Here is a 24,043-nt window from a genome sequence, read left to right as displayed (position 1 = left end):
GGTGGATGACTGGTGGAGCCGATGACCCCGTCGCTGGCCGGGTCGGCTGTCCGGCGGCCGTGCCGCCGGCATTGCAGTGGCTACGGCCGGAAACGCTTACCGTGGAGCGGCTTCCGGACCTCGGCTCCAACGCGATGCTGACGTAGCCCGGCCCCCTGCACGTGGCGGCGGTGATCTGTGCGCTGGCGCAAGGGCAGGTCACTACGTCCAGCCCGGTGTTCAGCTGTTTGAGGACGCGGGCTTGTGGCTCTCAAAGGAGGAGGCGGCGCGTTGCTGGAGACGGTCGGATTGGGAGACTGATCCACCGCTCACACCAAGGCCGCGCCGGGCGGCATGATAAAAGCCGTCACGTCGCGTGTTGGCCTGCTGAACGAGTTCGGATAGCGGCTCGGAAGTCTCCTCGACGCCACGGGCCCGGTGCTCGAGCCTCCAGACCGCCTCTCGCCAGTCTTGCGCTGCAGCGACGGTGCTGGCATCCCCAAGGAGCAGGAGGTTTTCCCATACCAGGGTGTGCCTGATGTCGGCGTCGGCGAGCCGAGGTAGCGCCGCGGCTTTGTCCAACCCCGAGCGATACCGGTCACCGACCGTCGTGGCCAGGACTTTCAGGGATACCGCCTGGATCTCTTTGAGTACCTGGGCGAACTCGCTGTACGCCTCCATTCGCCGATCGTCCCATCGCACGGCCTGACTGCGTTTCCACTGGCTTCTGCTGGACAGGAAGGTTGCCAGACCTGCGCCAAGGGCACCGACAACGACGCCCAGTAGTGCCGGTAGCTGTGAGACGAAAGCGTCCATCAGCTCAAGGGTGCCATGCAGCGGCAACTCAAGGTCGGCATCAGATCCGCAGTCGACGAGTGGGTTGATGGCCTACAGCACCGGAATGGCATCCACCGGTGTCCGAGTGTCGGATATCCCCGCGGAACCAGGCGCGAATATGGGCGCGGCGCGTGCGCGCCGTCCACGTGGTGCGGACGGCGCGCACGGTGCAGGACCGAGGGTCAGAAGCTGCCGGCCTTGACGTCGGCCACCGTCACACGGGAGACCTCGAAGGTTCCGGCAATGGAGGTTCCCGTCTCCGGGGAGTCCATCTTGGAGCTGATCGGTACCCCGCTCTCGGCGTTGATGATCAGCACCTCTTGGGTGTCGTCAGTCCACACCTTGGCGGTGATGGTCAGGGTGGGCTGCCCGCCGGTCGTCGAATCCACGACGGTGACACCGGGGATGGTGGAGGTCAGGCGAAGCACGCCCGCCCGTACCTTCGGATCGCCTCCCCCTGCGGAGAGTACGTCGACGCTGTTGACCCAGAGGTGATTGGCGGCGATGCGCTCCCGGTCCTCATCCGTAAGCGGAGACGGGTTGGCGACCCCCTTCTGCCGAAGGATCTCCATTCGCCTTTCCTCGGCGCCGGCAGGGGGCTTTCCCTCGTCGTACACGGAGTTGATCATTTGCTCTCGGGCTTCGGCGAGGTCGCCGGTTACCGCGTTCCGCGCCGCCGCCACCCCACGGGTGTGGAAGCCGTTGCCGAGGTTCTCGCCACGAGCGATCACCCGTGGGAGTTCGTTCCTGGCCTCCGTGTAGTAGTACTCGCCGCCGTCGGTGTACAGGTGGTACCGGGTGCGAGATGGCACGGTGCCCCGACGGACATCGACCTTCTCGATGATCAGCGACGCGTCGCCCGGCAGCGAGGCGTTGTCCGCGGTGAGGTTGGCTGCCAGGGACACGAGCTTGATGTTGCCTGCCGGTGCCCCTGAGGCGGCCCCGGCGTGATTGTCCGTGCCGGTCGGAGCCGGGGCCGTGCCGGATCCCGTGGCCATCGGCAGGGCCAGTGCGAGAGCGACCACGGCCGCGACGCCGCCGCCAGCGGCCAGGCCGAGCACCCGGCGGTTGCGTCGCCGGGCCCGGCCGCGCTGCTCGATCGCCTCGACCGGGTGATCCATCTGTACGTCGGAAAGGGTCTGTTTCACCGCGTCCCACACCTCATTGTCATTCATGATCGAATCTCCTAACGGGCTGCGGGCGCGAGCTGCCCCCGCAGGGTTGCGGTGGCACGGGACAGATGGACGGCCACGGTTTGGGCGGAGATGCCCAACGCCGCAGCCACGGACCTGGTGTCCAGGTCGAGCCAGATGCGTAACACGACCACCTCACGCTGCCGCTGCGGCAGCCGGCGAACGGCGGCCAGGAGAGCGTCATTCGGGTCGAAGTCGTCCTCGATGAGAGACGCTCGCTCGTGGCCGTCGAGGGCCACCTCCCGCCGGCGTCGCCGCCACCAGGACACCCGGATGTTGAGGGCGGTGCGCACCACCCACGCCGCCGGTGCCGGGTGCTGGCTCAACTGTCGCCAGGAGGCCCAGGCTCGCGCGTACGCCTCAGCGACCAGATCCTCGGCCAGCGCGCGATCGCCCGTACCAGCTAGTACGGCGCGCAGGCAGTTGTCTCGGGACCGCTGGTAGAAGTCCGCGAAGTCCGTCCGTTCTCGTTCCACACGGGGTTTACGCATCAGCGCCCCGATCCATTTACTTCCACGGAAAAATCTTCAGTTGATCATGAGGTTAGCGGTGACAAATGGGTTGAATCCTACGTGAACGTCCTGATCGACGGGATGTCGATCAGTTGGTGTCGGGCGGAGCAGGCGTCGGGAGACCGAAGCTCTGCGGTCTGCGCCGCGAGGGTGCCGGAGGTGATCAGGGCACGACTGCTGACCAGGTGCCGGGAGGGTCGGCGGGCTCTGGCCGACGCCAAATGAGCACCGCCCGAGGTGACAGGCAGCCACCGATCAGCGCCGCCAGTCGCCCAAGGTGCGGCGAAGGCCGCCCGGCTTGCGGGCCCGACGAGCAGCAGCCCGGAAGACGACGGATACTCGCATGATGACTGAACCGGATCTCGACCCCGAACAGTATCCGCCCATCGATCCGCGTGAACCGGTGCCCGACGACCCGGGCGTCCTTCTGCCTGGCGCGCCGGACGAACTGCCCGAAGCTCCGACCGAACCGATGCCAGACGACGGTGGCAACGCCGGCGGCGTGCGCGAGCCGGCATAGATCCGTCCGCGATCGAGCGGGCGCCGCATGTCTCGTGCCGCATCCCCTTCGAGGCCGCCCGCACCCCGCACCGAAGAGCGGTCCGGGCCAGGCCGGGGCTCAGTCGAGCAGATAGCCGGCCGGGACGGCGTCGGTGAGCCAGACACCGTTGGCACTGCGGTGGAACACGTGCCCGGCGGCGGCCATCGCCGCCGCGTCGATGGTGAGGATCACCACCCGACCGGCCCGTCGGGCGCCGACCCGGTGGGCGGTCTCGGTGTCGGCGGAGAGATGGACGTGATGCCTGCCGCCGCGGTGCAGGCCGGTGGCCCGGATCGACTCCAACGCACCGGCGCTGGTGCCGTGATAGAGCCGGTCCGGTGGGGTCACCGGGGGCAGCCCGAGGTCCACCGGGACCGAGTGACCCTGGTTGGCCCGGATCCGCAGCACCCCGTCGGTGCCGCGCTCGACAGCGAACCGCTGCTTGTCGTTGCCGGCGACGACCGCGTCCAACTCGGCCCGCTCGATCCGTAGGGCGGTGAGCAGAGCGTCGACGGGGGTCCAACCGGCCGGGTCGAGCACCAGGCCGGCCCGGTCAGGGGCGTGCCGGAGCGCCTTCGACATCCGTTTGCTCAACTTCACCAGGCGCTCGCGTTCCACGGTGGCATTGTGGTCGATCCAGTCGTTCGAATCGAGAGGTTTTCCGGCGACACCGCCACCGGGTTTCCCCCCGGTGGGCCTGGCGGGTACGGGCGGCCCGCTCCGACCTGTCTACTGAAAAGGCGGGCCACCCCGAAGGTCCTCGCGTCCCGGACCGCAAGGAGGTCGACTTTGGTGCCCTGAGCGGCCCCTGTCGTAGCTCTACGGCAGCAGCGGCAGGTGGGGATCCGACAAACGTCAGCCCCCACCTTCATCGCCGCATTCTGACAATTGGGCGATGCTGCCGGCGTCAGCGCCCGGTGGACACGATGTTCGAGGATTGCCCGTTCTGCTCTTCGCGCTTCAGGCGCTTCGCAGTCTGCTTCTCCTTGGTCGTCTTACCCTTCTTCTTGACGTTCGCCTTGGTCGTCGAGTCCTTGGACATGATCGAACCTCCTGAAACAGGTCGGTGAACGTGCAGAGTGGTACTCGCCTGATCGCGGCGCGCTGACAGAAGACCCACGCGGCGGGCGCGCAAGTCCTCCACTGCACGCCGACCCTACGCTGTTCCAGCTCCTGCCGACGGTGGGAAGTGCCTCAGCACCAGGCGAACCAAACCACCCCCACGGCGGCTGCGGTCAGCAGCACCACTGGCGCCAGCGGCAGGACGCAGACGTTTTGCCGCTAATCGTGGTGAGTCTCCGGCTCGGCAGTGCCGAACGGGTTGTCGATGATGTACCGCCAGCGGCCGTCGGGACCGCGGCGGGCCACGTCGGTGGCGGTGCCTTCGATGTGTACGGGACGGCCGTCGTGATCGGTGCCGTCAATGGTCCAGTCGACGATGAGCAGGGCGATGTCGTCGGCCACGTAGACGTGGCGGGGCCGTACGTCGATGGGGAGCCCGAGGTCGAGGAGGCGCTGATTGGCGGCGATCCGGGCGGCACCGGTGACGGGCTGACCTGGGACGGTGACGAGTAGGCCTTCGGGTTCGTAGACCTGCTCGACTGCGGCGACGTCCCCGGAATTGAAGGCGCGGGCGAACACCGACGGGTGGTGGGCCGCGCTGTCGCTGAGTGGGACACTCGTGGAGTGGGTGTCGAGATCGCTGGACATGCCGACAGTCAAGGCGCTGGGCGCGTAGGTAACCAAACGGTGAGCGGCGCCTGGGATCGTGACCTGGTGCCGGACCAGCGGGGCGCGACCCGCCGGCCGGAGCCCAGTTGCCCCGTCGAGGTTGCCCTGGCCGCGGTGAGCGGCCGGTGGGCGACCCTGGTGTTGCGGGAATTGATGCACGGCCCGCGATCGTTCGGCCGACTTCAGGCGGCGCTGCCCGACCTGAGCGCCAAGGTGCTCAGCGAGCGGCTCGCGGCGCTGACCCGGCAGGGCCTGGTCGAGCGCGACCGCTCGCGCACCTTCCCGCCGAGTACCTGCTACCGCCTCACCCGCGCCGGTACGGAGCTGCGCCCACTGCTCGTCGAGCTCTACCGCACCGGTGACGCGCTGTTGCGCGAGCGGGCGTGAGAGCTCAGCCACGGGCCGAGTCGAGTCCGCGACGACCGATGGACGGACCGCCACTGGTGGCGCCGACAGCGGACCGGCCCGTCAGCCCTCGGTGGGCGTTCGGCGGGCACCGGCGGGCCAGAGGATCGTGGTCGGTACGCCGTGGTGCCGCGCCCAGTCGATGGTCCGGTCCGTCGACGCGGGGTGACAGCCCGGTTTGCCGTCCCACACCGCCACGAGTCGCTGCACCCGTCGGACCAGCTCCCGGTTGGCGACCACGTAGGCGGCGGTGCCCGAGCGGTCGTAACCGGTGTGCACGACCGCTGCCGCCCGGTCGAGCAGCTCGTCGAAGGCCAGCCGATTCTCCGGCCTGATCACCGCGACCCGGTAGTCGCGGGCCGGCAGGACCACCTCGTAGGTGCCGCCCAGGTCGAGGATCGTGCGCGCGAAGACCTGGTCCGCGCCGGCCGCCAGGCAGGTCACACCGTGTACGGGCCGGTCGCTGATCCGGCCCAACTCGACGCGGAGGGCGTCGGCGACGAGCAGTTCGGTGTCGCGGGTCAGGTTGATGTGCCCGGTCACGCCGACGCGGACCGGGCCGAGGTCAGGCGGCATCCCTCGGGCCTCTCCGCTGCGCGGGCACCGGGGGTGTCAGCCGGATCAGCTCGAACCCGCTGTCGGACAGCACGTCGGGCAGTGCCCGGATCCCCTCGCGGTTCTGCTCCTGCACCTCGGACGGCAGCTCCTCCCACGGCCGCAGGGCGGGATGCCGCCGCTGGACGTCGTCACGCGGGTCGCCGTACGTCCAGCCGTCCCCGCGCCGTTCCCGGCACCACCGGTCGTGCTCCAGGCGGGCGAGTTCCTCGATCCGGTCGTCGATGGCCTGCCCAGCCGCCGAGGCGTCACCGGTGCCACCGTGGCGGGGCGCCACGACGCAACCCAGGTCCAACAGCTTGGCGGCGATGTCCTGCACGTGGGCCCGGTTGGCCCGCCGCAACGACTCGGGTAGTCGTGACCAGTCCACCATCGCCGGGGCACCGCCGAGTCGTACCCCGGCGCGCTGCTGGGCCTGGACGTACCGCTCGTGGATCAGCCGGGCCAGCCGCTCGGTGAGGTCCTCGGCGATCAGCCGGGCGTCGCAGGCGTGGGTGAGCACCGGATAGAGGCGGAGCTTGCCGTGCACCTCGTCGAGCAGGTCGTGACGGGAGTCGCCGTGGAAGGCCGCAGCGAGCGCCGCCTGCCGGTAGACCGGCACGAACACGGCACTCTCGGCGCCCTGCCACAGGGCGGGCGTGTCCAGTACGAACTGCAGGCCGCCGATCTCGTCCGGTGCGCAGACGTAGATGCGGTCGTAGCGGTCGCGGCCGAGACCGACGACACCGTCGAGATCCAGGTCGTACGCGGTCAACTGGCAGACGGTGGCCAGGAACGGGTAACGCGACGACGCCAGCGCGATCTCGGCGGCGGCATCCGGTGCCACCACGTCCACCCGCAGGGGTGGCACGGCGTGGCCCGCGGGGGTGTCGGCTCGGGATGCGCGCCAGTGTCGGGCGGTCTCCACCAGGAGGGCCCGGCGGAAGGTGCCGGTGCCCGCGATGAGGATCCGGGTCGGTTGGTCTCCCGCGCTGGGCAGCGGGTGGTGCCGGTGCAGTGCGCGTGCGGCGACGTCGTCGACGTGGAAGTAGTCCAGCCGCAGCCGGCTGGATCCGGCGGCACCAAGTCGTCGGGCCTGCAGGGACAGGCACATCTCCGAGTCGTGGACCAGGATGTAGACCCGTGGTGGTTGCCGTCGGTCCTGGATGAGCCGGTTGGCGGTGTTGGCGATCGCGTGGTTGCGGTCGTCGTCCTCGCTGCAGGCGTAGATGGTGTGGGCTCGGGGCAGGCCGGCGCCGCGCAACACCTCGGGGCTGGTCGGGTCGCCGACCACGCCGAGGTACCGGCGCCACCGGTACTCCAGCGGCCCGAACGGTTCGGAGCGCACCACCACCACGCGTTCACCGTCGGCGAAGAGCCGGTCGGCGAGCATGTGGGCGAACTGGGAGTCGCCGCAGACCAGGACGTGACCACGTGCCCGCCGGGCGCGCAGGCGGCGACTCTCGGCGGCCAGCAGCAACCGGCTGGCCTCGGCCACGGCGAGGAGCGTGAACAGCGGGGCGGCGAACCGGGCGACCTGCAACTGCCACGGGTAGGGACCGGCGTCCTGGAAGGGTTCGGCGCCGAAGACGAAGAGTTGCAGGTCGTAGTAGAGCAGGTCGTACGGATCGTGGGCGACGTCCGGTCGGGCCTGGAGCAGGCGCTCGAAGCCGACATAGCCGAGGACGAGAGCGGTCAGCCCGATCACTCCGAAGAGGACCCGCAGGCTCCAGCCGGTCGGGCGGGACGAGCCGGCGACCGGATCCGTCATGAGCTCATGGTATTTGACGAGGTCGATCGGATCGTCGCTTGACGCGCACGCGTGTGCACCTACGGCTCCGGGTCGATCACGGAAAGTCGTCGGGTCGGGTGTCGGGCAGCGTGGCCAGCAGTTGTCCGGCCAGCCGCCGCACCGCGCCGTCGTCCTCCTGGTGCGCGAGCCGCACGAGCACCTCCCGGGTCCGGGTGTCCCGGTCGTAGTGACGGGTCAACGCGAGCAGCGCGGTCCGGCGGATCTCCCAGTCATCGTCGTCGGCCAGCCGCAGCAGCAGGTCCCGTACCCCCGTGCGGCCGGCCAGGGTGGCGCCCAGCTGCTCGACGGCCCGGCGGCGGACCTCCAGGGCCGGATCGTCGCGAACCAGCCCGACCAGCAGCACCTGAACCTCCGGGTCGGCGCCGAAGTGCTCGCCGAGCGCGGCGGCGATGCGGGCGCGGATCGCCGGGTCCTGGTCCGACAGGCGGCGCATGAGCCGCAGCGTCACCGCCATGGACGCCGAGCCCTGCTTGGTCAGACAGCGCACGGCCGCGTCGAACACGGTCGGGTCGGTGTCGGACTCGACGCGTTCCAGCAGCACGTCGGTCACCAGTTCCGGGCTCCCGTACGCGCAGAGGGTCTGCACGGCGGCCAACCGGATGCCGACGTAGCTGTCTCGGCGGGCCCGCCGGCACAGTGTCTCCAGCAGGCCCGGGGCATCGCCGTGGCGGGCGAGCGCCTGGGCGGCGGCACACAGCACGTTCGGGTCGGGGTCCCGACTGACCTGGTCGGCAAGGCACTCCCGCACCTCAAGGTCGGGTGGGTCGGCGAGACGGGCCAGGCTGCGGGTGACCCGCAGCCGGACGATCGGGTCCCGCTCCTGGGAGGCGCGGCCGATGAGCAGATCTCGGGTCGCGTGGCCGAACAGCGGTCGCCCGGTGAGCAGGTCGACCGCGGCGAGCCGGACGCTCGCGGTCGGATCGCGTCGAGCGCTCTCCAGCAGCAGTTCCCCGGTGCGGTGGTCGGGGTAGGCCTCGGCCAGCGCGCGCACCGCCGCGAGGCGTACGGTCGCGTCCTCGTCGACGTGAGCCGAGCGGGCCACCACGGTCCACCCGGTGTCGTCGGCGCGGTCCCGGTCGATCAGAGCGGTGACCGCGGCGGCCCGCACGGAGGACTCCTCGTCCTGCTCGATCTGATCGATCAGCCGGGCACGGCAGCGCCCCTCCGGGTCGGGGACGAGCGCCAACCGCTGTACGGCGACCGCGCGGACCCTTGCGGACGGGTCCGAGCAGGCCAGCTTCAGCAGCAGCTCGGTGCTCTCCGGGCTGGGTCGCTCGGGCAGCAGCTCGATCAGAACGCAGCGTCGGACCTCGTCCGGGGCGTCGCCGGTGACCCGCTGCAACGCCGTGCTTCGTGCGGTCTCGGCGTACTCCGGCAGAACCAGCAGACCCTTCAGCACGCACTGCACCACACCGGGGTCGGTGTCGGTGGCCAGCAGCAGCTGCATCGTCTCGGGTGCGTCCGGCAGGTCGGCGCACCGCGCGGTGAGCACTCCGGCGGCGGCTCGCCGCACCGCGGCGGCACTGTCCCCGGTGGCCCTGGCCAACACCTGGCGGACGTCGTCGGAGAGGTCGGACCGGGTGCCGAGGGACTGCACGGCCAGCGCCCGCACCGCGAGATCGGGGGAGTGGGCGAGGTCGCGCAGCACGTCCACGAGGTCGAGGTCGGCGCCGAAGTGGGCGACCAGTGCGCGTACGGCGGCCTGCCGCACCGCGGTGGATACCTCGGCCTGCGCCTGGGCGAGCAGCATGTCCCGGCATCGGCGACTGCTGCCGCCGGTGGCCTCGAGGCGGCCGGCGGCCTCGGCCAGCCCGGCGACCAGGGTGAGGTGGGCCTGCCGCTCGCGACCCTGGCCCAGCTCCCGGACGAGCAGGTCCTCGATCTGCTCCTCGGCGGTGGACAGCACCGCCGCGATCCGGGTGGCGAAGGCAGAGCCGGATCGCCAACTGGTCCGCACCCCACGGCGGCGGTACCAGTGCAGGAAGATCTCCCGGCCGGGCCAACTCGGGCCGAGCGCCCGGATCGAGGACAGCAGCTCCTGCTCGGTGAGATCCACCAGGTTCGGGTCGTCGGCGGAGATGCCGTGCTCGATGAGACGTACGACCTGGCGCAGCACGGCGTCGCCCGCGCCGGCCAGTTCGGCGGGCTGCGGCGCCTCGGCCACGCACTGTGCCGCCAGCACCAGGTTCCACGGCGGCCCGGTCAGGTTCAGCGGCGGCCACGGTTGGGTGGCCTCGGTGGCGAGCAGGGTGACCAGCTCGTTGGCGATCTGGGCGGGCAGGGCGCTGGCGACCAGTCGAAGCACCTCCCGCCACGACGGATCGGCCCAGTGGTCGCGAAACAGCGAACGCAGACGATCGAGGCCCCAGTTGGCCTTGTCGTGTTCGCACCTGTCCACGATCTCTTCGGCACAGAAGAACTCCAGGAACGCGCGGTGCACGAACCCGAACAGTCGCAGTCCGTACCGTTCCAGGATGAAACTTCGCTGCCGCAATTTGTCGATCATCGAGTAAGCCATGGCGAGCGCGCGCTCATTCTCGAAACCGTAGAACGCGACGAGGTGATCCCGGAAGATGCGAGCCAGTTCGTCGGATTCAATGTAGTTACCGGCGGGGCCGGACTCGCGGACCTGCATCCAGTACGCCAGGTGACGCAGCAGCCGACGCTTCGCCTGCAGGTCCAGCGACGGCACGTCGCCGTGGCTCTCGCGCAGTTGCTTGGTCACATCCCACTCGGAGATCAGTACGTCGGTCACGTGGGCGTAGAGCCGGCGTCGGTTGCGCGGCAGCGGGTGACCCCGGCCGACGATCGCCATGAGCATCAGCAGCAGGGGGTTGCCGGCGATCTCGCGCATCGCCCGGGAACTGCCGACCACGTCGAGGATCTGCCGCCGCTGCCGTTCTGCCTCCGCGGCCGGCGTGGGCATCACGTAGCGGTACCAGTTGCCGAGAAACCTCGCGATCTGCTCGTCGTCGAGATCCTCCAGGGTGAAGTGGTCGAAGCCCGCGTTGGCAAGGGTGTGCCTCTGGTAGCCGGCCACCCGCGAGGTGACCACGGTCAGCACGCCCGGGTATTCATTGGCGAACGTGGCGATCTGCGCGGCCACCTCTTCGCGCTGCGCCGGGTCGAACACCTCGTCCAGGCCGTCGAACAGGAACAGCGCCTGGCCGCCCTGGCGCAGGTACGCCTCCAGCACGTCCTGGTCGATACCGGCCAGCCCCTGCTGGTGGCGGTGGCCGACGTAGTCGAGCAAACCGTCGCACCGGCCGTCCCCGTGATGGGTGGCGTAGGAGCGCAGCTCGATCAGGACGGGGAGGTACCGGTCCAGCGCGCTCAGTCGAGGCTCGACGCAGACCCCGGCCAGCGTCAGCGCCAGGTACCGCGCGGCCGCGGACTTGCCCGAGCCGGGGTCGCCGAGCAGCATGATCGTGCGCCGGCCCGGGTCGGACACCACGTCGAACAACGACAGCTCGTCCTTGGCGGCGTACTCCTCCCAGAGCCGTTCCACCTCCGCCGGGTTGACCACCCCGGGCAGCCCGCCGACGTCGTCGCCCGGTGTGGAACCGGCCCAACGCCACCACGCCAGCGGCATCTCCGGTCGCGCGTCCTCGTGGACGCGCGGCTCCACGAACACCTTGGGCAGCCCGACGGTGAGGTAGCCGATGGTGGGACGCGGTGAGACCGCGTCCACCGAGACGGCCTGGTATCTCAGCGACAACTGCTTGTAGTACTGGTTGCGGACGGCCGTCGGCAGGTGGGTGTCCGGGTCGGCGGGTTCGCGCGCCGGGGACCTGCCACTGCGTACGTCGGCCAGTGCCGCGGTCACCTTGGCGGTGAGGTCGTCCACGCCGGAGAAGAAGGCGCAGAGGTGGCGCTCCTTGAGCTCACGGCGCAACGCGACGATCTGCTGCCAGTCGGCATCCCGGTCGATCATGTCGACCGGCCAGGGCGTGTCCTCCGCGAGCAGGAACACCAGGCAGGGCTTTCCCGCCGCGAGCGCCTCCCGGTATTCCAACTCGGTGATCGAGGACTCCTGGCCGGGCGGCCGGAACCCGTACCGCCAGGCGAACAGCCCGACGTAGAGGTCGCACCGGCGCACGTCGGAGAGGCAGCGTTCCAGCGGCGGCCGGATGTCGGCGCCGTACGCCTCCATGGCCACGTCGTCGATCTCCAGACGGCGAGCCACGGCGTGCACGGCAGCGCGGTATTCCAGCAGGTCCTTTTGGGTGGCCGAAATGTAGACCTTCATGAACGGCAAACTCCAGGGGGTGGCTGGCGACCGCACCATTGAAAATATCAGCCGCTGTCACGTCCGTCCGACCGCGAACACTCCGAACGCCGGCCGTACATGGGATTCCCGCCGACCCCAGGCCTATGATGGCCATCAACAGATACGGATCCGGGCGGTCGAATCTCGTAATCGTGTTTCGGTTGTCCGGTGCGGATCCGTGTCCGTGCCGGTCGCGAGGGTGTACGTCAATCAGCATGAGCCGCATACCGCGGGATGAGCGCGGGTCGGTGGCAGCGTTGCGGAGGAAGCCATGCTCACGGTCGGTGAGGTGCACACCAGCCTTCTGCAGCACAGCACGGCGTTGGCCCAGGAGCAGAGCGCCGAGGTGCTCAGCCTGATCGAGGGCGAGGCCGTGCTGACCTCCCGGCGGCCATCGCTGTACGCGGTGTCACCCGATGTCCGCACCGGTGTCGACTGCTGGCTCCCGAGTGCCAGGAAGCGCCAGTTGCGGGGGGTGGGAGCCGTCGTCACCCGGGCCGTCATCACCGGCGGCCGGATCGTGCAGGCCTCCTCGGTCATCCACGTCGTCGCCGGCGAGCGCCGCCAGCCGTGGTCGCACTATCTGGCCAACCCCGGCGTCCTGGAGACGGTCGGCAAGCTGGACGTCGCCGACCTGAGCGCGGGCTTCCTGCAGGGCAACAACGCCGACGTGCTGAACCTGGAGGCGATCACCGGCCGGGTGCTCGACGGTGTGCAGATGTCCGAACTGCTGGATCGTCGCCCGCCCCTGCGCACCGCCCGCACCCGGCTGCGCTGGACCGCGCAGGCCGACGAGCGTCCGAACCGGGACGTCTCGGCGGTGGTCACCGTGGACTCGCCCACCCTGCGGACGGTCGAACTCGTGCTCGACCCGCAGGACGTGCCGGCCGCCGTGGCGGGGCTCTGCGAAGATCTCGCGTTGCACGACTGGCTGCTGACCATGCTGTCCTCGCTGGTGGAGTCCGCGGTCACCCGATCGGCCTCCGGGCAGGAGCACGTCGAGCGGCTGCGGCCGGTGCTGGAGCACCTGTTGCACCTGTGGCTGCCCGGCGCGCGGGTGCACCCGCGGCTGCGGCCGATCTGGGACCAGTTGGAGCAGGTACCCGGGTTCAGCCGTCAGTGGAACTCGTCGGTCAACTGGATCCGGGATCAGATCAGCGTGAGCAACATGGCGCTGCTGCGCGACCTGGCCGGCCGGGTGACCGTCGACGAGCCGTGCGGGCGTTGAGCGCGCTCAGTCGCCGATGAACACGTAGCTCAACCGGTCGACCAGCTCGCTGGGCAGGTGCAGGCCCTCGCCGCCGGCCCGTTTGGCGACCTGCTGCGCGACCGCCGGCGGCACCGCCACCTGGCCGAGGATGGTCCGTACGGCCAGCTCCACCGGCAGGTACTGGGTGCCCATCAGGGTCAGCGTGCGATACGCGCAGAACGGCGCGGCCGCCGGGTTCAGCTGGACGATCGCCGGCAGTTCGTCCCAGTCCGTCGGCAGCTCGCCGGTGAGCCGGCACGGCTGCGTCATCGTCTCGCCCTGGTGCCGGAGCACGCCGAGTCGGGTCATCTGCCAGACCGAGGCGAGCAGAGCGCAGGCCCACACCCGGGCGTCCGACTCGTCGGACCAGAGCTCGATGTCGACGAAGATGGAGTGCCGGGGATCGCCGGACTGCAACGGCGGAGACCACGGACGTGGCAGGGTCATCGCCGGCGCGTCGACGTGCCCGGGGGACCGCTTACCGTTGGACAGCCAGCCCGACTCGATCAGCGGCGGACGACTCCCGGTGGTGTGCCGAGGTGGTTCAACCACCAGTGTGTCGACCACCAACCGAGCCAGCTCGGCACCGTCGTGTCGGGCGAAGCTGGACTCCCGGGCCACGTAGTCCAGGATCAGGCCGTTCTCCGCCGCGGCGCTCTGCACCTGCGGGATCACCTCGCGGGGGGTGCCGAAGCGGTGGAAGTAGTCGTCCAACATGAAGCAGGTGCTGATCCGCGGCTCCCGGTGTGCGGGCAGCCCTCGTCGGGCCAGAGCCGGGATCGCGGCCGACCAGTCCGCGATCCGCTCGAACTTGCGCCTGAGCTCCGCACACCCGTCGCCGAAGTCCTCCGCGTAGAAGTGCCCCAGCTCCACGGACAGATGCGAGTACGCCACGCTCTCTGTACGTCGCACCGCAGCTGCCTCCTGGAACCTGACATCCATGCCGATCACGCCGTGTCCCATGCCGTCTCGTCGAAAAGCTTCTCGGTCAGGTCAACGAAGGCGTCCACCGTCTTGACGTTGGCAATCTTGGCTTGCACGTCGTGATCGGAGATCAGCTGCTCCCGCCACTGCAGCAGAGGATCCAGCGGCACCATGCCGAGCAGCGTCGTACGCCCGACACCCCGTCGTCGGGCCAGCTCCGACAGCTCCACGTCACACTTGCGCAGGAAGGCCTGCTGGGCGAGGCCGAGGTGGCCGACCTCCGGGCCCCGTGAGTCGATCACCGCCGTACGGATGAAGCGCAGCGACTCCCGTAGCTTTTCCGGCTCGTGGCCGTACTCCTTGCCCATGGCCACGATCCCACCCGCCTCGAAGGCCAGGTCCGCCGCTGCGGTGACGTGCTGGGGAGTCCACCTGTGGAAGACCAACCAGCGCACGGCGACCTTGCGCAGGGTCGAGGTCGCGGTGGCGGCCAGCGCGATCTGACTGGCGTACGACCGGCCGGCGCTGAGGTCCACCAGGGTCAGGTCGAACTCCTCCTCCAGGCGGAGGAAGAGCTCGGCGCAGCGCTTGGCGATGTCGTTGGTGAAACCGAACTCGCTGCCGTTGCGTTGCCCCGGCAGGAGCACCAGCGGACCGGACCCGATGGGCCGCTGCCGCAGGCTGGCACGTTCGGAGGTGCCCCACACGTCCAACTGCTCCGGCGACGGGATCTCCCCGCGCAGATACCGGTGCAGGCCGCCACCGTTGGGCCCGGCGCCCTCCACGCCATTGACGGCCTGCGGAATCTGGAACGTGATGCCGGCGGTCGGCGAGCCGAAGTCGTAATCCAGGTAGCAGGTGGGGCGACCGGACAACGCGCTGCGGTAGGCGATGTTCGCCGCGGTCACCGACCGCCCGGTGCCGCCCTTGTGTGACGTGACGAAGACCAGCATTCAGATCCCCTCGCTGGCCTTCTGCTGCCCGGTGGCGACGTCGTTGAGCAGCAACAGGAGAGTGTTCACCAGAGCGGCCGCCGTGCCGGGGCGCTCGTCGACGAGCAGCTGCGCCCGGCCCAGGCTGGCTCGGATGCTGCGCATGCTGCGTTGCATCGCCTCACCGTCGAAGGTGCCGCGCATCAACTCCCGGTCGAACAGGTATTCGGCCTCGTCGATGAGGTCCTGCGCGTAGCCGGCCAGCCGGCCGGCTCGGGGGAACGGCCGCTCCCACAGCAGCTGACCGGAGGTGACCAGCGCCTGCACCACCCGCTCGGTCAGATACCAGGAGGGTGCGTCCGGCTTCGGCGCCAGGCCGGGAAAAGCACCACCGGCGTGGTCCCACAGCCCCTGGTGCCGGCCGTCCGGGATGCGTCGCAGCAGCAGGTGGTCCCAGACCTCGTCGGCCAGCTCGAGCAGTTCACTGCGCCGGCGGGCGTTGCTCAGCAGACCGGCGACGGTGGCCGCCCGCTGGAGCAGCACCGTGGAGAACTCGTTCACGTTCCACGTCATGATCGGCTTTGACGTGTCGTCGTTCAGGGTCACCCGCTTGCCCGGCGCGTGCACGAACAGCGCCGGTTCGCCGGGCGACGCCCGCCGGGTGATCCGCGCCCGCTGCGCCAGTTCCACCAGCACCGAGGCGATCCGCCCGAGCTCCTCGTCACCGCCGCGCCCGACGGCGATCAGGCCCTTCACCGCCAGCGACGTGGCCTGGAGGGTGTAGTAGTCGGTCCGGTCACCGTCGGTCGTCCGCCAGGGGATGTCCTCGATGGGCCACCGCCGTCGGTTGCCGAAGGTCGCCACCGTCGCCCAGTACGTCCGGGTGAGCTCCCAACGCAGTTGCAGCGCTCGGGACAGCCGCTGCTGCTCCTCGTTGAGCAACCCGAGCAGCCGGGTGCGTTCGGAGTTCAGGTCCTCGATGGCGTCCATCGCGATGACCGTGAAGTAGAGGTAGGGCGCGTTCTCCGCCGTGCCCGCACGCTGCCGGCCGATCGGCTCGGTGGTCGGCACCTCCTCGGCCCCGGAGATGAGCCCCCACGACCAGCCGCACTCGAACAGCATCTCGCTGTTGTCCAGGTCCTCGGTCACCCGACCCGACCCGATGATGACGCTACGCAGACTCGCCATGGTGTCCCGCAACTGCTCGCGCAGGGCCGCCACCAGCTCGCGGCGCGGCAGCTCGTCCTGGTTGACCATGTCGCACAGACGAATGCCGTACTCGTCGGTGGAGGTGAAGACGAAGGTGCTGAAGCTGCGGAGCAGGCCGACCATCGCCGCCGTGAGGCGCACGCTCGCCATCGTGTCCAGTTCGTCCAGTTGCGCCAACAGGTCGCGCCGCTGGGTGGAGCCGCGGTAGACCTTGACGAAACCGATCGTCGCCAGCGTGAGGGTGACCGACACCGCGAACGAGTCGACGATGTCCAGGGAACGCTGCTCGTCGGTGAGCTCCGGGCCGCCCTCCAGCGGGGTGAGGTAACTGCCCCCGGCGAAAATCGGAGTGCCGGCGTCGTCGGTGTACCGCCGGAAATAGTCGATCATCACGCTGAGCAGGCGGCGGGGAATCTCGATCGCGCCGCCGAGCGGGCTGAGCGCGTCGATCACCTCTTCGTCGGCACGGTCCGGGTCGTCCAGTGACAACACCGGGACCTTGGCCGCGGGTAGCAACAGGGTCAGCAGTTGCTCCGCGTCGCTGATCGAGTTGCTACCACTTCGGCTGCCCCAGTGCCATTCACCGTTCGCCCAGCAACTGCGAACCGTAGCCCGCCAGATGTCGAGGATCTCCTGGCGCGGCTGCATCCGCATGATCCACCGCCGTCTGTTGTAGTCGTCGACTCGAAACCGCTGGTATTGCCGTGCCCACGATGGCGTACAGCATCATGGTAGCGGGCCAGTCGAGTGCCACTTGAAAGGCTTCGACGGACGCGTGTCGGCGCTATCCGCGGGTACGGCCGGTGGCCAGCAGCATGCTCAGATACCCGTCGCGCAGCGGCGGCTTGGGCCGCACCTCGTGGACGTCCAGGTCGTACGCGCCGGCCGCGATGCTGGCCACCACGTCGGCACGCTGCAGCGCCACCGCCGGGAACATCCGCCGACCGACGCTGTAGCCGAGCGACCCGAGCATGACCGTCACGGCGAAGGGCGACCCGGGCCGCAGTGCGTCCAGAAACCGACCGATCGCGTACTCGGCCTCGGCCCGGTCGGCCGAGATGGAGCAGGCCACGAAGAACATCGTGCCGGCGCTCCAGGCGTGCCTCGGCAGGGTGAAGACGCTGGCCCGCACCACCCGGCCCACCTGCGCCAGGCGCCGGCGCGGGTCCGCCAGTGCGGCGTACGCCGGGTGCTCCGCGCACACCCGCCAGTACGGGTCCCAGAGCTCGTCGTAGCTGTCGACCTGGGTGCGCAGCCAGTCCACGTTCGCCGTCGACCACTCACACAGGTCGACGGCCTTCGCGAACGGCAGAAGCGACAGCGCCGGGTACAGATTCGCTCCCGACCCCACGTCGACGCACCGCGCGTCGGAGAGTTTCGCCTCGGCGAAGAAGTCTCGGATGCGGCAGAGGATCTCCCGATCGTCGGACCGCAGATCCGCGTAGTTGTGCCGGACATAAGCCTGCGGGTCGAAGCTGTCCCACTCGACGTCGGAATTGACCGGCCTCGGTGACTGAATTGGCGAGCGTGGTGTCGACTCACCGCAACCGCCCCCAGTCGCCGGGGTCAACGCCATAGACGGGCCTCCATCGGGTTGGCGGATCACCGTGGTCGCTGAAGCGGCGCTCACCGCACTGCCCATTATGTAGCAGAGGTGGTGTTGGCTCACAAGTGTAGGAACTTCACCATCGGCCGGGAATGACGACGACAGGACGGTGGCCGGATGGCGAGCAGCCGACCAGCACCCCATCCGGCGCACGTACCCAGACCTGTACGACCCGGTGTCCAATATCCGTCACGACGAACAGCGTCGCGGTCGCTACCACTGGGACGGCTATCCGCTGACGCACATCGACACCACTGCCGGGATAGCCGAGCTGTTTGGCGTGGCCCGATACTCAGGCCAGCTGAGTACCCGCCCTCAGGTGGCCGGCTCGACCGACCAATAGTGTTGCCGCGTGGTGACATTCCTGCGTCGGTGGACCCTGCGGGCCGCAAGCTTCGCCCTGACCTGGCTCTACACCCTCTACCGGATCCACCCGGCGGTGTGGAGGCTCACGGCACGTCAGTACCGGCCCTACATGGGCCGCTTCGCCCGGCTGCACGCCTGGATGACCTGCCAGTTCGCCGCGATCGACGTGCCCGCGTACGGCGATTTCCTTCGCCGCCACCACTGGCGGTTCCGCTGGTTCGATCTGTCGTCCTACCCGCCCACCGACAAGCGGTCGTACGTGCAGGCGTACCCGGAGGCGCAGCGTTGTCGGCACGGGGAGATCGAGATCGCCGGCAGCGTGGTCGACGAGTCGTCGGGCTCGTCCGGGCAGCCGTTCAACTGGATCCGCAGCCGCCGCGAGCTGCGCTCGGTGCACAAGAACCTGGCCGGCTACGCGACGATGGTGTTCCCGTCGAAGCGCCGGTTCGTCATCAACGCGTACTCGATGGGCGCCTGGGCCACCGGCACCAACACCGGCATCGCCATGTCGAAGATCGCCATGGTCAAGAACACGGGACCCGACCTGCGGAAGATCGCCGACACCCTGTCGCACTTCGGCCCCGGCTTCGACTACATCGTCACCGCCTACCCGCCGTTTCTCAAGCACCTCCGCGACAAGCTCGACGCCGATGAGTTCCCCTGGGCCGACTACCGCATCAGCGGACTGGTCGGCGGTGAGGGGATGACCGAGGCACTGCGCGACTACCTGGAGGAGCGCTTCGTCAAGGTGCGCTCCGGCTACGGGGCCAGCGACCTCACCATCGGCATGGCCGGGGAGAGCGACTTCAGCGTCTGGGTGCGCCGACAGCTGCGTACCGACGCCGCACTGCGGACCGCCCTGCTCGGCGCCGACGAGCACCGGCTGCCGATGGTCTTCCAGTACAACCCGCTGGAGACCTACCTGGAGACCACAGCGGACCACGAGGTGCTCTGCACGATCAACTCGACGGCGGTGCTCAATCCCCGGGTCCGCTACAACATCGGCGACGAGGGCCGGCTGATCTCGTACCCGGATGTCCTGGCCGCGATCACCGACCCCGCGGCGCGGGCCGCCGCGGACCGTGCCTGGCAGGTCGACCGGATGCGCCTACCACTGCTGTTCCTGTACGGCCGCAAGGACAGCACGATCTCGTACATGGGCGCCAACATCTACCCGCAGGACGTCGAGTACGGCCTCTACGCCGGCAATCCCCAGGCCCACCTGCTGCAGAGCTTCTGCCTCGCGCTGACCGAGCAGGCCGACCTGGAGAGCCGGCCGGTCGTCAACCTGCAACTCCGCGAGGGCCGGACGCTCGACCCGGTGCAGCGGCGAACCCTCACCGACACCTGCCGCGCGGGAGTGCTGCGCCACCTCGCCGAGGTCAGCCGGGACTTCGCCGAATCCCTCGCCGAGGACCCGTCCGCGGCGGACCTGCGGGTGGAGGTCCACGAGTACGGCACCGGCCCGTTCGCCGACGCCGCATCCACAATCAAGAACGTCTACCTGGTGAAGGGCGTGCCGGCATGAGGACGACCGACTTCTCCGCCGCGCCCGCGGTGGGCCAGGCGACAGCCATGTTCGTCGGCGCCACCCGTTACCGGGGGCCACGCTCGATCCTCACGCTCACCCGGACCTGGTTCCGGATGGTCCGGCAGATGAGACGAATGGACGGGTACCGGTGGCACACCGTCTACTACCAGTTCCCGTTCACACTCGGCACCATCGCCTTCTTCAGCGACCGTGACGCGCTCCTGACGTTCGCCCGCAGCCGCCATCACCGTGACCTCATGTGCTGGGTGACCGATCACGGCACGACGAACGCGACAGGCGGCTACATCCGCCTCTACAACGCCGAGCCCGAGGGCTACAGCAACGGCATCTGGCGCGCCGAGTCCGACGGCATGGCGCACATACCGACCTTCACCCCGCTCTCACGCGAGACGTCCGGCCCGCCGGTGCACCGCCCATGAGGTTGGAACCCGTGCAGTCGCGGGCCGACCTGCGGGCATTCGTCGACTTTCCGCTCCGACTCCACCCGGCCGACCGGTACGTACCCCTGGTGTCATCGGTCATCGCGGCCCACCGCGGCGCCGCCGAGCTGTTCGTGGTCCGCGACCGACGCGGCGAGGTCGTGGGCCGAACCAGCATGCACCGCAGTGCCCCCTTCGACGCCAAGGTCGGCCCGCGGCAGCTGTTCGGGCACACCGAGTTCGTCGACGACGACGCCGTCTTCGCCGCCATCATGGACGCGGTGGAGACCCGAGCCGGCGGTCGACCCCTGTTCGGGCCGGTGGCCCTGCTGCCCAACCAGACCGGCGGGGTGATCACCTCAGGCTTCGCCGACCGTGGCTTCGTGGACTCGGCGTGGAACCCCGCCTACTACCCGGACATGTACGAGCGGCACGGCTTCCACCGTCGCTTCGAGGCCGACACCTGGCTCGTCGACCTCGACGGTACGGCCACGGGTGCGGCGCTGGCCGTCGACGCCGACCATGGATTCGCCTTCGATGACGCGCGGATCGGCAGCGAACAGCTCGTCATCCGGCACGGCTCCCGGTGGCACCTGCGCCGCCAGCTGCCGATCCTGCGCCGGATGCTCAACGCGAGCTTCGCGCAGTTGGGCTACTACACCGACATCTCCGCCGAGCAACTGGCGGAGCAGACCGACGGCCTCGCGTTCCTGCTCGACGAGGCGCTGCTGCTCTGGCTGGAGAAGGCCGGCCGACCCGTCGCGTTCGTCGTCACCGTGCCGGACATCTCCGAATACCTCATGCGCGTCGGCGGTCGGCTCGGCGTCCGCAATCAGCTCCGGCTCCTCGCCACCCGCGGCCGGTACCGGCGGGACGCGGTCCTCATCATCAAGGGCACCGTGCCCGACGAGCAGGGCAACGGGTACCTGACGCTGCTGTCCCGCGAGTTGCACCGCAACCTCGCCCGCAACGGCTACCGGACGCTGCGCAGCACCTTCGTCGAGCGGACGAACGTCGCCTCGGCCGCCCAGTACCGGCGCGCGGGTGGGCGGCCACTGCACGGGTACACCTTCTACGAGCGAGGAACCGTGTGAACTGGGTCGAGCAGCTGCGGGCCACCGAGTCGATCTGCCGCCGGGCACCGAGCGCACACAACACGCAGCCGTGGCGACCGGAGTACCACACCGACAAGATCACCATCGACGTCGATCCCGCCTGCCGCCTGCCCGACTCCGACCCGACCGGGCGGGACCTGACCCTCGGCATCGGCGCGTTCGTCGAGACCTGCCTCATCGTCTCCGCCGAACTCGGCCTCGCCGTCACCGTGGCGCCCGGTCCACGACTGGTCCCCGCGGCCCACCGGTACGCGACTCCGTTCACGATCGCCGACATCGAGGCCCGCCGGGTCGCCCGCGGCCCCTACACACCCGGGTACGTCGACGACGCCGTCCTCGCCGACCTCGAACCGGGGATCGCACACGTCCCGACCCGGGATCTCGTAGCGGACCTGGCCGTCGCCGACCGGTGGATGTTCGGCACACCTGCCGTCGCGGTCGAGCTGCGGGACTGGCTGCGCCTGAGCCCACGCCACCCTCGATACCACCTCGACGGACTCACCGACCGAGCGCTCAACCTGTCCCGGACCGAGGCGAGCGTCCTGTCCGCCGCGCTGCGCGCGTACCCGGTCACCCGCCGACTGGGCCTGCCGGCGCTGCTGGCCGCCAGCGGTCGCGGCCTGTTGCGCTACGACGGCAGCGTCCTGGTCCTCCTCGCCGCCGCCGACGACGACCGGATCAGCGCCGGCCGACGCCTGCTGCGGACGTGGCTGACTCTCGCCCGGCACGGGCTGGCGGTCCATCCGCTCAGCCAGCTCATCGACTGCCCCGCGACCGCCGGTCGGCTCGCCGAGCGGGTCGCCGGCCTTCCGCTCGCGGTCTTTCGGGTCGGCCGACCCCGCACCGCCCCGGTCCGGTCCGCCCGACGCGGCGAGCAACCGTCGACCCAGCCGCAATAGCGCCAGTCGTGGGTAGCGGTCACGGTGACAGCAGGTCCCGCAACTGACCGCACGTACGGTGCGGGCGATGCGGTCGGGGTTGGCCGAGGCGCAGGCTGACCCCTGCGGTGCCGTCGGGTCACGCGGAGTTGCGCCACTTGCGGCCGTGCCGGCCGATGAGCCGGTCGGCGTCGGTCGGGCCCCAGGAGGCGGCCTCGTAGGTGGGGATCGGCGATTTGTCCTTCTCCCAGTTGTCGATGATCGGGTCGACGATCCGCCAGCACTGCTGCACCTCGTCGCTGCGGATGAACAGCGACGCGTCACCGATCAGCGCGTCCAGGAGCAGGCGCTCGTACGCCTCCGGGGACTCCTCGACGAACGTCTGGTCGTAGGAGAATTCCATCGTGGCGGTGCGGACCCGGAAGGAGTGGCCCGGCACTTTGGCACCGAAGCGCAGCGAGATGCCTTCGTTCGGCTGGATCCGCAGAATCAGCGCGTCAGCATCGAGGCCGGTGAGCTGGTCGGTCGGGATCGGCAGGTGCGGCGGCCGCTGGAACTGCAGTGCCACCTCGGTGAGCCGGGCCGGCAGGCGCTTGCCGGTGCGGACGTAGAACGGCACCCCGGCCCAGCGCCAGTTGTCCACGTTGAGCCGCATCGCGGCGTACGTCTCGGTCCGCGACAGGGGGTCGACGCCGGACTCCTCGCGGTAGCCGGCCATCAGCTCCTCGCGGGTGCCGCCCCGGGTGTACTGGCCCCGGACCGCGGCCTCGGCGATGTCCCGGTCGGTGGGGAGCCGGATCGCCTGCAGCAGCTTCACCTTCTCGTTGCGCAGGCCCTCAGCCTCGAAGGAGGCCGGCGGCTCCATCAGTGCCAGTGCGAGAACCTGGAGCACGTGGTTCTGCACGATGTCCCGCATCGCGCCGGCGTCCTCGTAGAAGCCGCCGCGGCTGCCGACGCCGAGGGTCTCGGCGACGGTGATCTGCACGTGGTCGACCCAGGAGCGATCCCAGATGGGCTGGAAGATCGAGTTCGCGAAGCGCAGCGCCAGCACGTTCTGGACGGTGTCCTTGCCCAGGTAGTGATCGATACGAAAGACCTGGTGCTCGTCGAACGCGCTGTGCACGACGCCGTCGAGTTCGCGGGCCGTGACCAGGTCGCGCCCGTACGGCTTCTCGATGACCAGGCGGGAGAACGAGCCCTCGCGTGGCTGGTTGAGCCCGACACCGGCCAGTCCGTTGATCACCGGCTCGAAGGCCCCGGCCGGGGTGGACAGGTAGAAGAGCCGGTTGCCGGACGTGCCCCGCTGCGCGTCCAGCTCGTCGAGGGTCTCCACGAGCCGCTTGTAGGTCTCCGGGTCGTCGTAGCCGCCGGCCACGTATCGTACGCCGCCCTGGAGTTGGCGCTTGCTGGCCAGGGTGCGTTCGCCGAGGACGCTCGCGGCGAACTGTTCGTCGGTCAGCGACGTGCGCGCGACGCCGACCAGCGCGAACTGGTCCGGGAGCCGCTCGTGCCGAGCCAGGCTCTCGATTGCGGGCAGCAGCTTGCGCCGGGTCAGGTCACCGGAGGCACCGAAGATCACCAGCGTGGCCGGCGGGGCACTCCGCTCCTGGATGAGTTGAGCTGCGTGGTCCATTGTCTGCGATCCTCCGGGCACAAGGGGTGTGGGTGGCGTTGTCGCGCTGTCCTGCCAGGAATTGTGCGGGCTTTGACGCTAGCGTCCGGGGCCACGCGGCGTGGCCCGTTGGTAACGGAGCTTGAGCGTCGCATGCCGGGCTGACGGCTGGGGAATTCGGGTGCGGTCTGTCGGCGTACGCGGTGGCGGTACCCATGATCGCGGCCAGGCAGCCCGCAGAGGTCAACGGGCTCACCGACGGCCGCCAATTGCAGCTCGGGGACCATTGTGAGCTGGGACGTCGGC

The 24,043-nt window shown here is 69.7% G+C and carries 21 protein-coding genes; 7 read left to right on the top strand and 14 right to left on the bottom strand.

The window, feature by feature from the left end:
* Nucleotides 1-219: 219 nt before the first annotated feature.
* The 3 genes from AB0O48_RS16815 to AB0O48_RS16805 form a co-directional block, all read right to left on the bottom strand.
* Complete coding sequence (locus AB0O48_RS16815) at nt 220-795, bottom strand: hypothetical protein (protein WP_365066465.1); 576 nt, start codon at nt 793-795, stop codon at nt 220-222.
* A 203-nt stretch (nt 796-998) separates the two neighbouring features.
* Entirely contained in the window at nt 999-1,877 is an 879-nt protein-coding gene (locus AB0O48_RS16810; RefSeq protein WP_365066461.1) for a hypothetical protein, read from the bottom strand.
* A 125-nt stretch (nt 1,878-2,002) separates the two neighbouring features.
* Entirely contained in the window at nt 2,003-2,500 is a 498-nt protein-coding gene (locus AB0O48_RS16805) for a sigma-70 family RNA polymerase sigma factor (protein WP_357240275.1), read from the bottom strand.
* A gap of 367 nt (nt 2,501-2,867) precedes the next feature.
* On the opposite strand from AB0O48_RS16805, the gene AB0O48_RS16800 reads away from it, so the two are divergent.
* A complete protein-coding gene (locus AB0O48_RS16800; protein WP_357570428.1) occupies nt 2,868-3,041 on the top strand; it encodes a hypothetical protein in 174 nt (57 codons plus the stop codon).
* Nucleotides 3,042-3,140: 99 nt separating this feature from the next.
* On the opposite strand, the gene AB0O48_RS16795 is transcribed toward AB0O48_RS16800, so the two are convergent.
* The 3 genes from AB0O48_RS16795 to AB0O48_RS16785 all read right to left on the bottom strand — a co-directional run bounded on the left by AB0O48_RS16795 (nt 3,141) and on the right by AB0O48_RS16785 (nt 4,772).
* Nucleotides 3,141-3,680 (bottom strand): RNA 2'-phosphotransferase, encoded by a 540-nt coding sequence (locus tag AB0O48_RS16795; RefSeq protein WP_357570427.1) that lies wholly within the window; start codon nt 3,678-3,680, stop codon nt 3,141-3,143.
* A gap of 289 nt (nt 3,681-3,969) precedes the next feature.
* On the bottom strand, nt 3,970-4,104 hold the full coding sequence (locus AB0O48_RS16790; protein ID WP_357240266.1) for a hypothetical protein: 135 nt from the start codon (nt 4,102-4,104) through the stop codon (nt 3,970-3,972).
* A 239-nt stretch (nt 4,105-4,343) separates the two neighbouring features.
* Complete coding sequence (locus tag AB0O48_RS16785) at nt 4,344-4,772, bottom strand: DUF4440 domain-containing protein (RefSeq protein WP_357240263.1); 429 nt, start codon at nt 4,770-4,772, stop codon at nt 4,344-4,346.
* A gap of 66 nt (nt 4,773-4,838) precedes the next feature.
* Here AB0O48_RS16785 and AB0O48_RS16780 point away from each other — a divergent pair, with 66 nt between their 5' ends.
* Nucleotides 4,839-5,180 (top strand): helix-turn-helix domain-containing protein, encoded by a 342-nt coding sequence (locus tag AB0O48_RS16780; RefSeq protein WP_357240670.1) that lies wholly within the window; start codon nt 4,839-4,841, stop codon nt 5,178-5,180.
* 81 nt (nt 5,181-5,261) lie between these two features.
* Here the strand turns inward: AB0O48_RS16780 and AB0O48_RS16775 are convergent, their stop codons facing one another.
* The 3 genes from AB0O48_RS16775 to AB0O48_RS16765 form a co-directional block, all read right to left on the bottom strand.
* Entirely contained in the window at nt 5,262-5,774 is a 513-nt protein-coding gene (locus AB0O48_RS16775; protein ID WP_357240260.1) for a hypothetical protein, read from the bottom strand.
* The gene (locus tag AB0O48_RS16770; RefSeq protein WP_357240257.1) at nt 5,764-7,563 is read right to left on the bottom strand and encodes a RyR domain-containing protein; all 1,800 of its coding nucleotides are present in this window, start codon (nt 7,561-7,563) and stop codon (nt 5,764-5,766) included. Before AB0O48_RS16770 ends, AB0O48_RS16775 begins: the two co-directional genes overlap by 11 nt.
* A gap of 76 nt (nt 7,564-7,639) precedes the next feature.
* Complete coding sequence (locus tag AB0O48_RS16765) at nt 7,640-11,854, bottom strand: HEAT repeat domain-containing protein (protein ID WP_365066454.1); 4,215 nt, start codon at nt 11,852-11,854, stop codon at nt 7,640-7,642.
* A gap of 292 nt (nt 11,855-12,146) precedes the next feature.
* Here AB0O48_RS16765 and AB0O48_RS16760 point away from each other — a divergent pair, with 292 nt between their 5' ends.
* Nucleotides 12,147-13,103 (top strand): SCO2521 family protein, encoded by a 957-nt coding sequence (locus AB0O48_RS16760; protein WP_357240251.1) that lies wholly within the window; start codon nt 12,147-12,149, stop codon nt 13,101-13,103.
* A 6-nt stretch (nt 13,104-13,109) separates the two neighbouring features.
* Here the strand turns inward: AB0O48_RS16760 and AB0O48_RS16755 are convergent, their stop codons facing one another.
* The 4 genes from AB0O48_RS16755 to AB0O48_RS16740 all read right to left on the bottom strand — a co-directional run bounded on the left by AB0O48_RS16755 (nt 13,110) and on the right by AB0O48_RS16740 (nt 17,765).
* Nucleotides 13,110-14,066, bottom strand: coding sequence for an SCO2522 family protein (locus AB0O48_RS16755; RefSeq protein WP_357240248.1), 957 nt, complete (start codon nt 14,064-14,066; stop codon nt 13,110-13,112).
* Nucleotides 14,067-14,071: 5 nt separating this feature from the next.
* Nucleotides 14,072-15,001: an SCO2523 family variant P-loop protein gene (locus tag AB0O48_RS16750; RefSeq protein WP_357240244.1), complete on the bottom strand. Its 930-nt coding sequence runs from the start codon at nt 14,999-15,001 to the stop codon at nt 14,072-14,074.
* Nucleotides 15,002-16,843, bottom strand: a complete 1,842-nt coding sequence (locus AB0O48_RS16745; protein ID WP_357240242.1) for an SCO2524 family protein — start codon at nt 16,841-16,843, stop codon at nt 15,002-15,004.
* Between the two features lie 130 nt (nt 16,844-16,973).
* The gene (locus tag AB0O48_RS16740; protein WP_357240239.1) at nt 16,974-17,765 is read right to left on the bottom strand and encodes an SCO2525 family SAM-dependent methyltransferase; all 792 of its coding nucleotides are present in this window, start codon (nt 17,763-17,765) and stop codon (nt 16,974-16,976) included.
* 382 nt (nt 17,766-18,147) lie between these two features.
* Here AB0O48_RS16740 and AB0O48_RS16735 point away from each other — a divergent pair, with 382 nt between their 5' ends.
* From AB0O48_RS16735 to AB0O48_RS16720, 4 genes are read left to right on the top strand one after another with little or no spacing between them, the layout of a single operon-like run.
* Nucleotides 18,148-19,689 carry a phenylacetate--CoA ligase family protein gene (locus AB0O48_RS16735; RefSeq protein WP_365066447.1) on the top strand — a complete coding sequence of 514 codons (1,542 nt, stop codon included), beginning with the start codon at nt 18,148-18,150 and terminating at the stop codon, nt 19,687-19,689.
* Nucleotides 19,686-20,132 carry a DUF4188 domain-containing protein gene (locus tag AB0O48_RS16730; RefSeq protein ID WP_357570424.1) on the top strand — a complete coding sequence of 149 codons (447 nt, stop codon included), beginning with the start codon at nt 19,686-19,688 and terminating at the stop codon, nt 20,130-20,132. The genes AB0O48_RS16735 and AB0O48_RS16730 overlap by 4 nt, the downstream gene beginning before the upstream one ends.
* Nucleotides 20,129-21,226: a hypothetical protein gene (locus AB0O48_RS16725; RefSeq protein ID WP_365066444.1), complete on the top strand. Its 1,098-nt coding sequence runs from the start codon at nt 20,129-20,131 to the stop codon at nt 21,224-21,226. The genes AB0O48_RS16730 and AB0O48_RS16725 overlap by 4 nt, the downstream gene beginning before the upstream one ends.
* Nucleotides 21,223-22,146, top strand: a complete 924-nt coding sequence (locus tag AB0O48_RS16720; RefSeq protein ID WP_365066441.1) for a hypothetical protein — start codon at nt 21,223-21,225, stop codon at nt 22,144-22,146. The genes AB0O48_RS16725 and AB0O48_RS16720 overlap by 4 nt, the downstream gene beginning before the upstream one ends.
* Nucleotides 22,147-22,264: 118 nt before the next feature.
* Here AB0O48_RS16720 and zwf read toward each other — a convergent pair whose 3' ends face one another.
* On the bottom strand, nt 22,265-23,758 hold the full coding sequence (gene zwf / locus AB0O48_RS16715) for a glucose-6-phosphate dehydrogenase (RefSeq protein ID WP_357240225.1): 1,494 nt from the start codon (nt 23,756-23,758) through the stop codon (nt 22,265-22,267).
* Between the last annotated feature and the right edge of the window lie 285 nt (nt 23,759-24,043).

Origin of the sequence: Micromonospora sp. NPDC085948 (genome assembly GCF_040686315.1) — a bacterium.
Classification (GTDB): Bacteria; Actinomycetota; Actinomycetes; order Mycobacteriales; family Micromonosporaceae; genus Micromonospora.
This window is presented reverse-complemented; position numbering and strand designations above follow the sequence as displayed.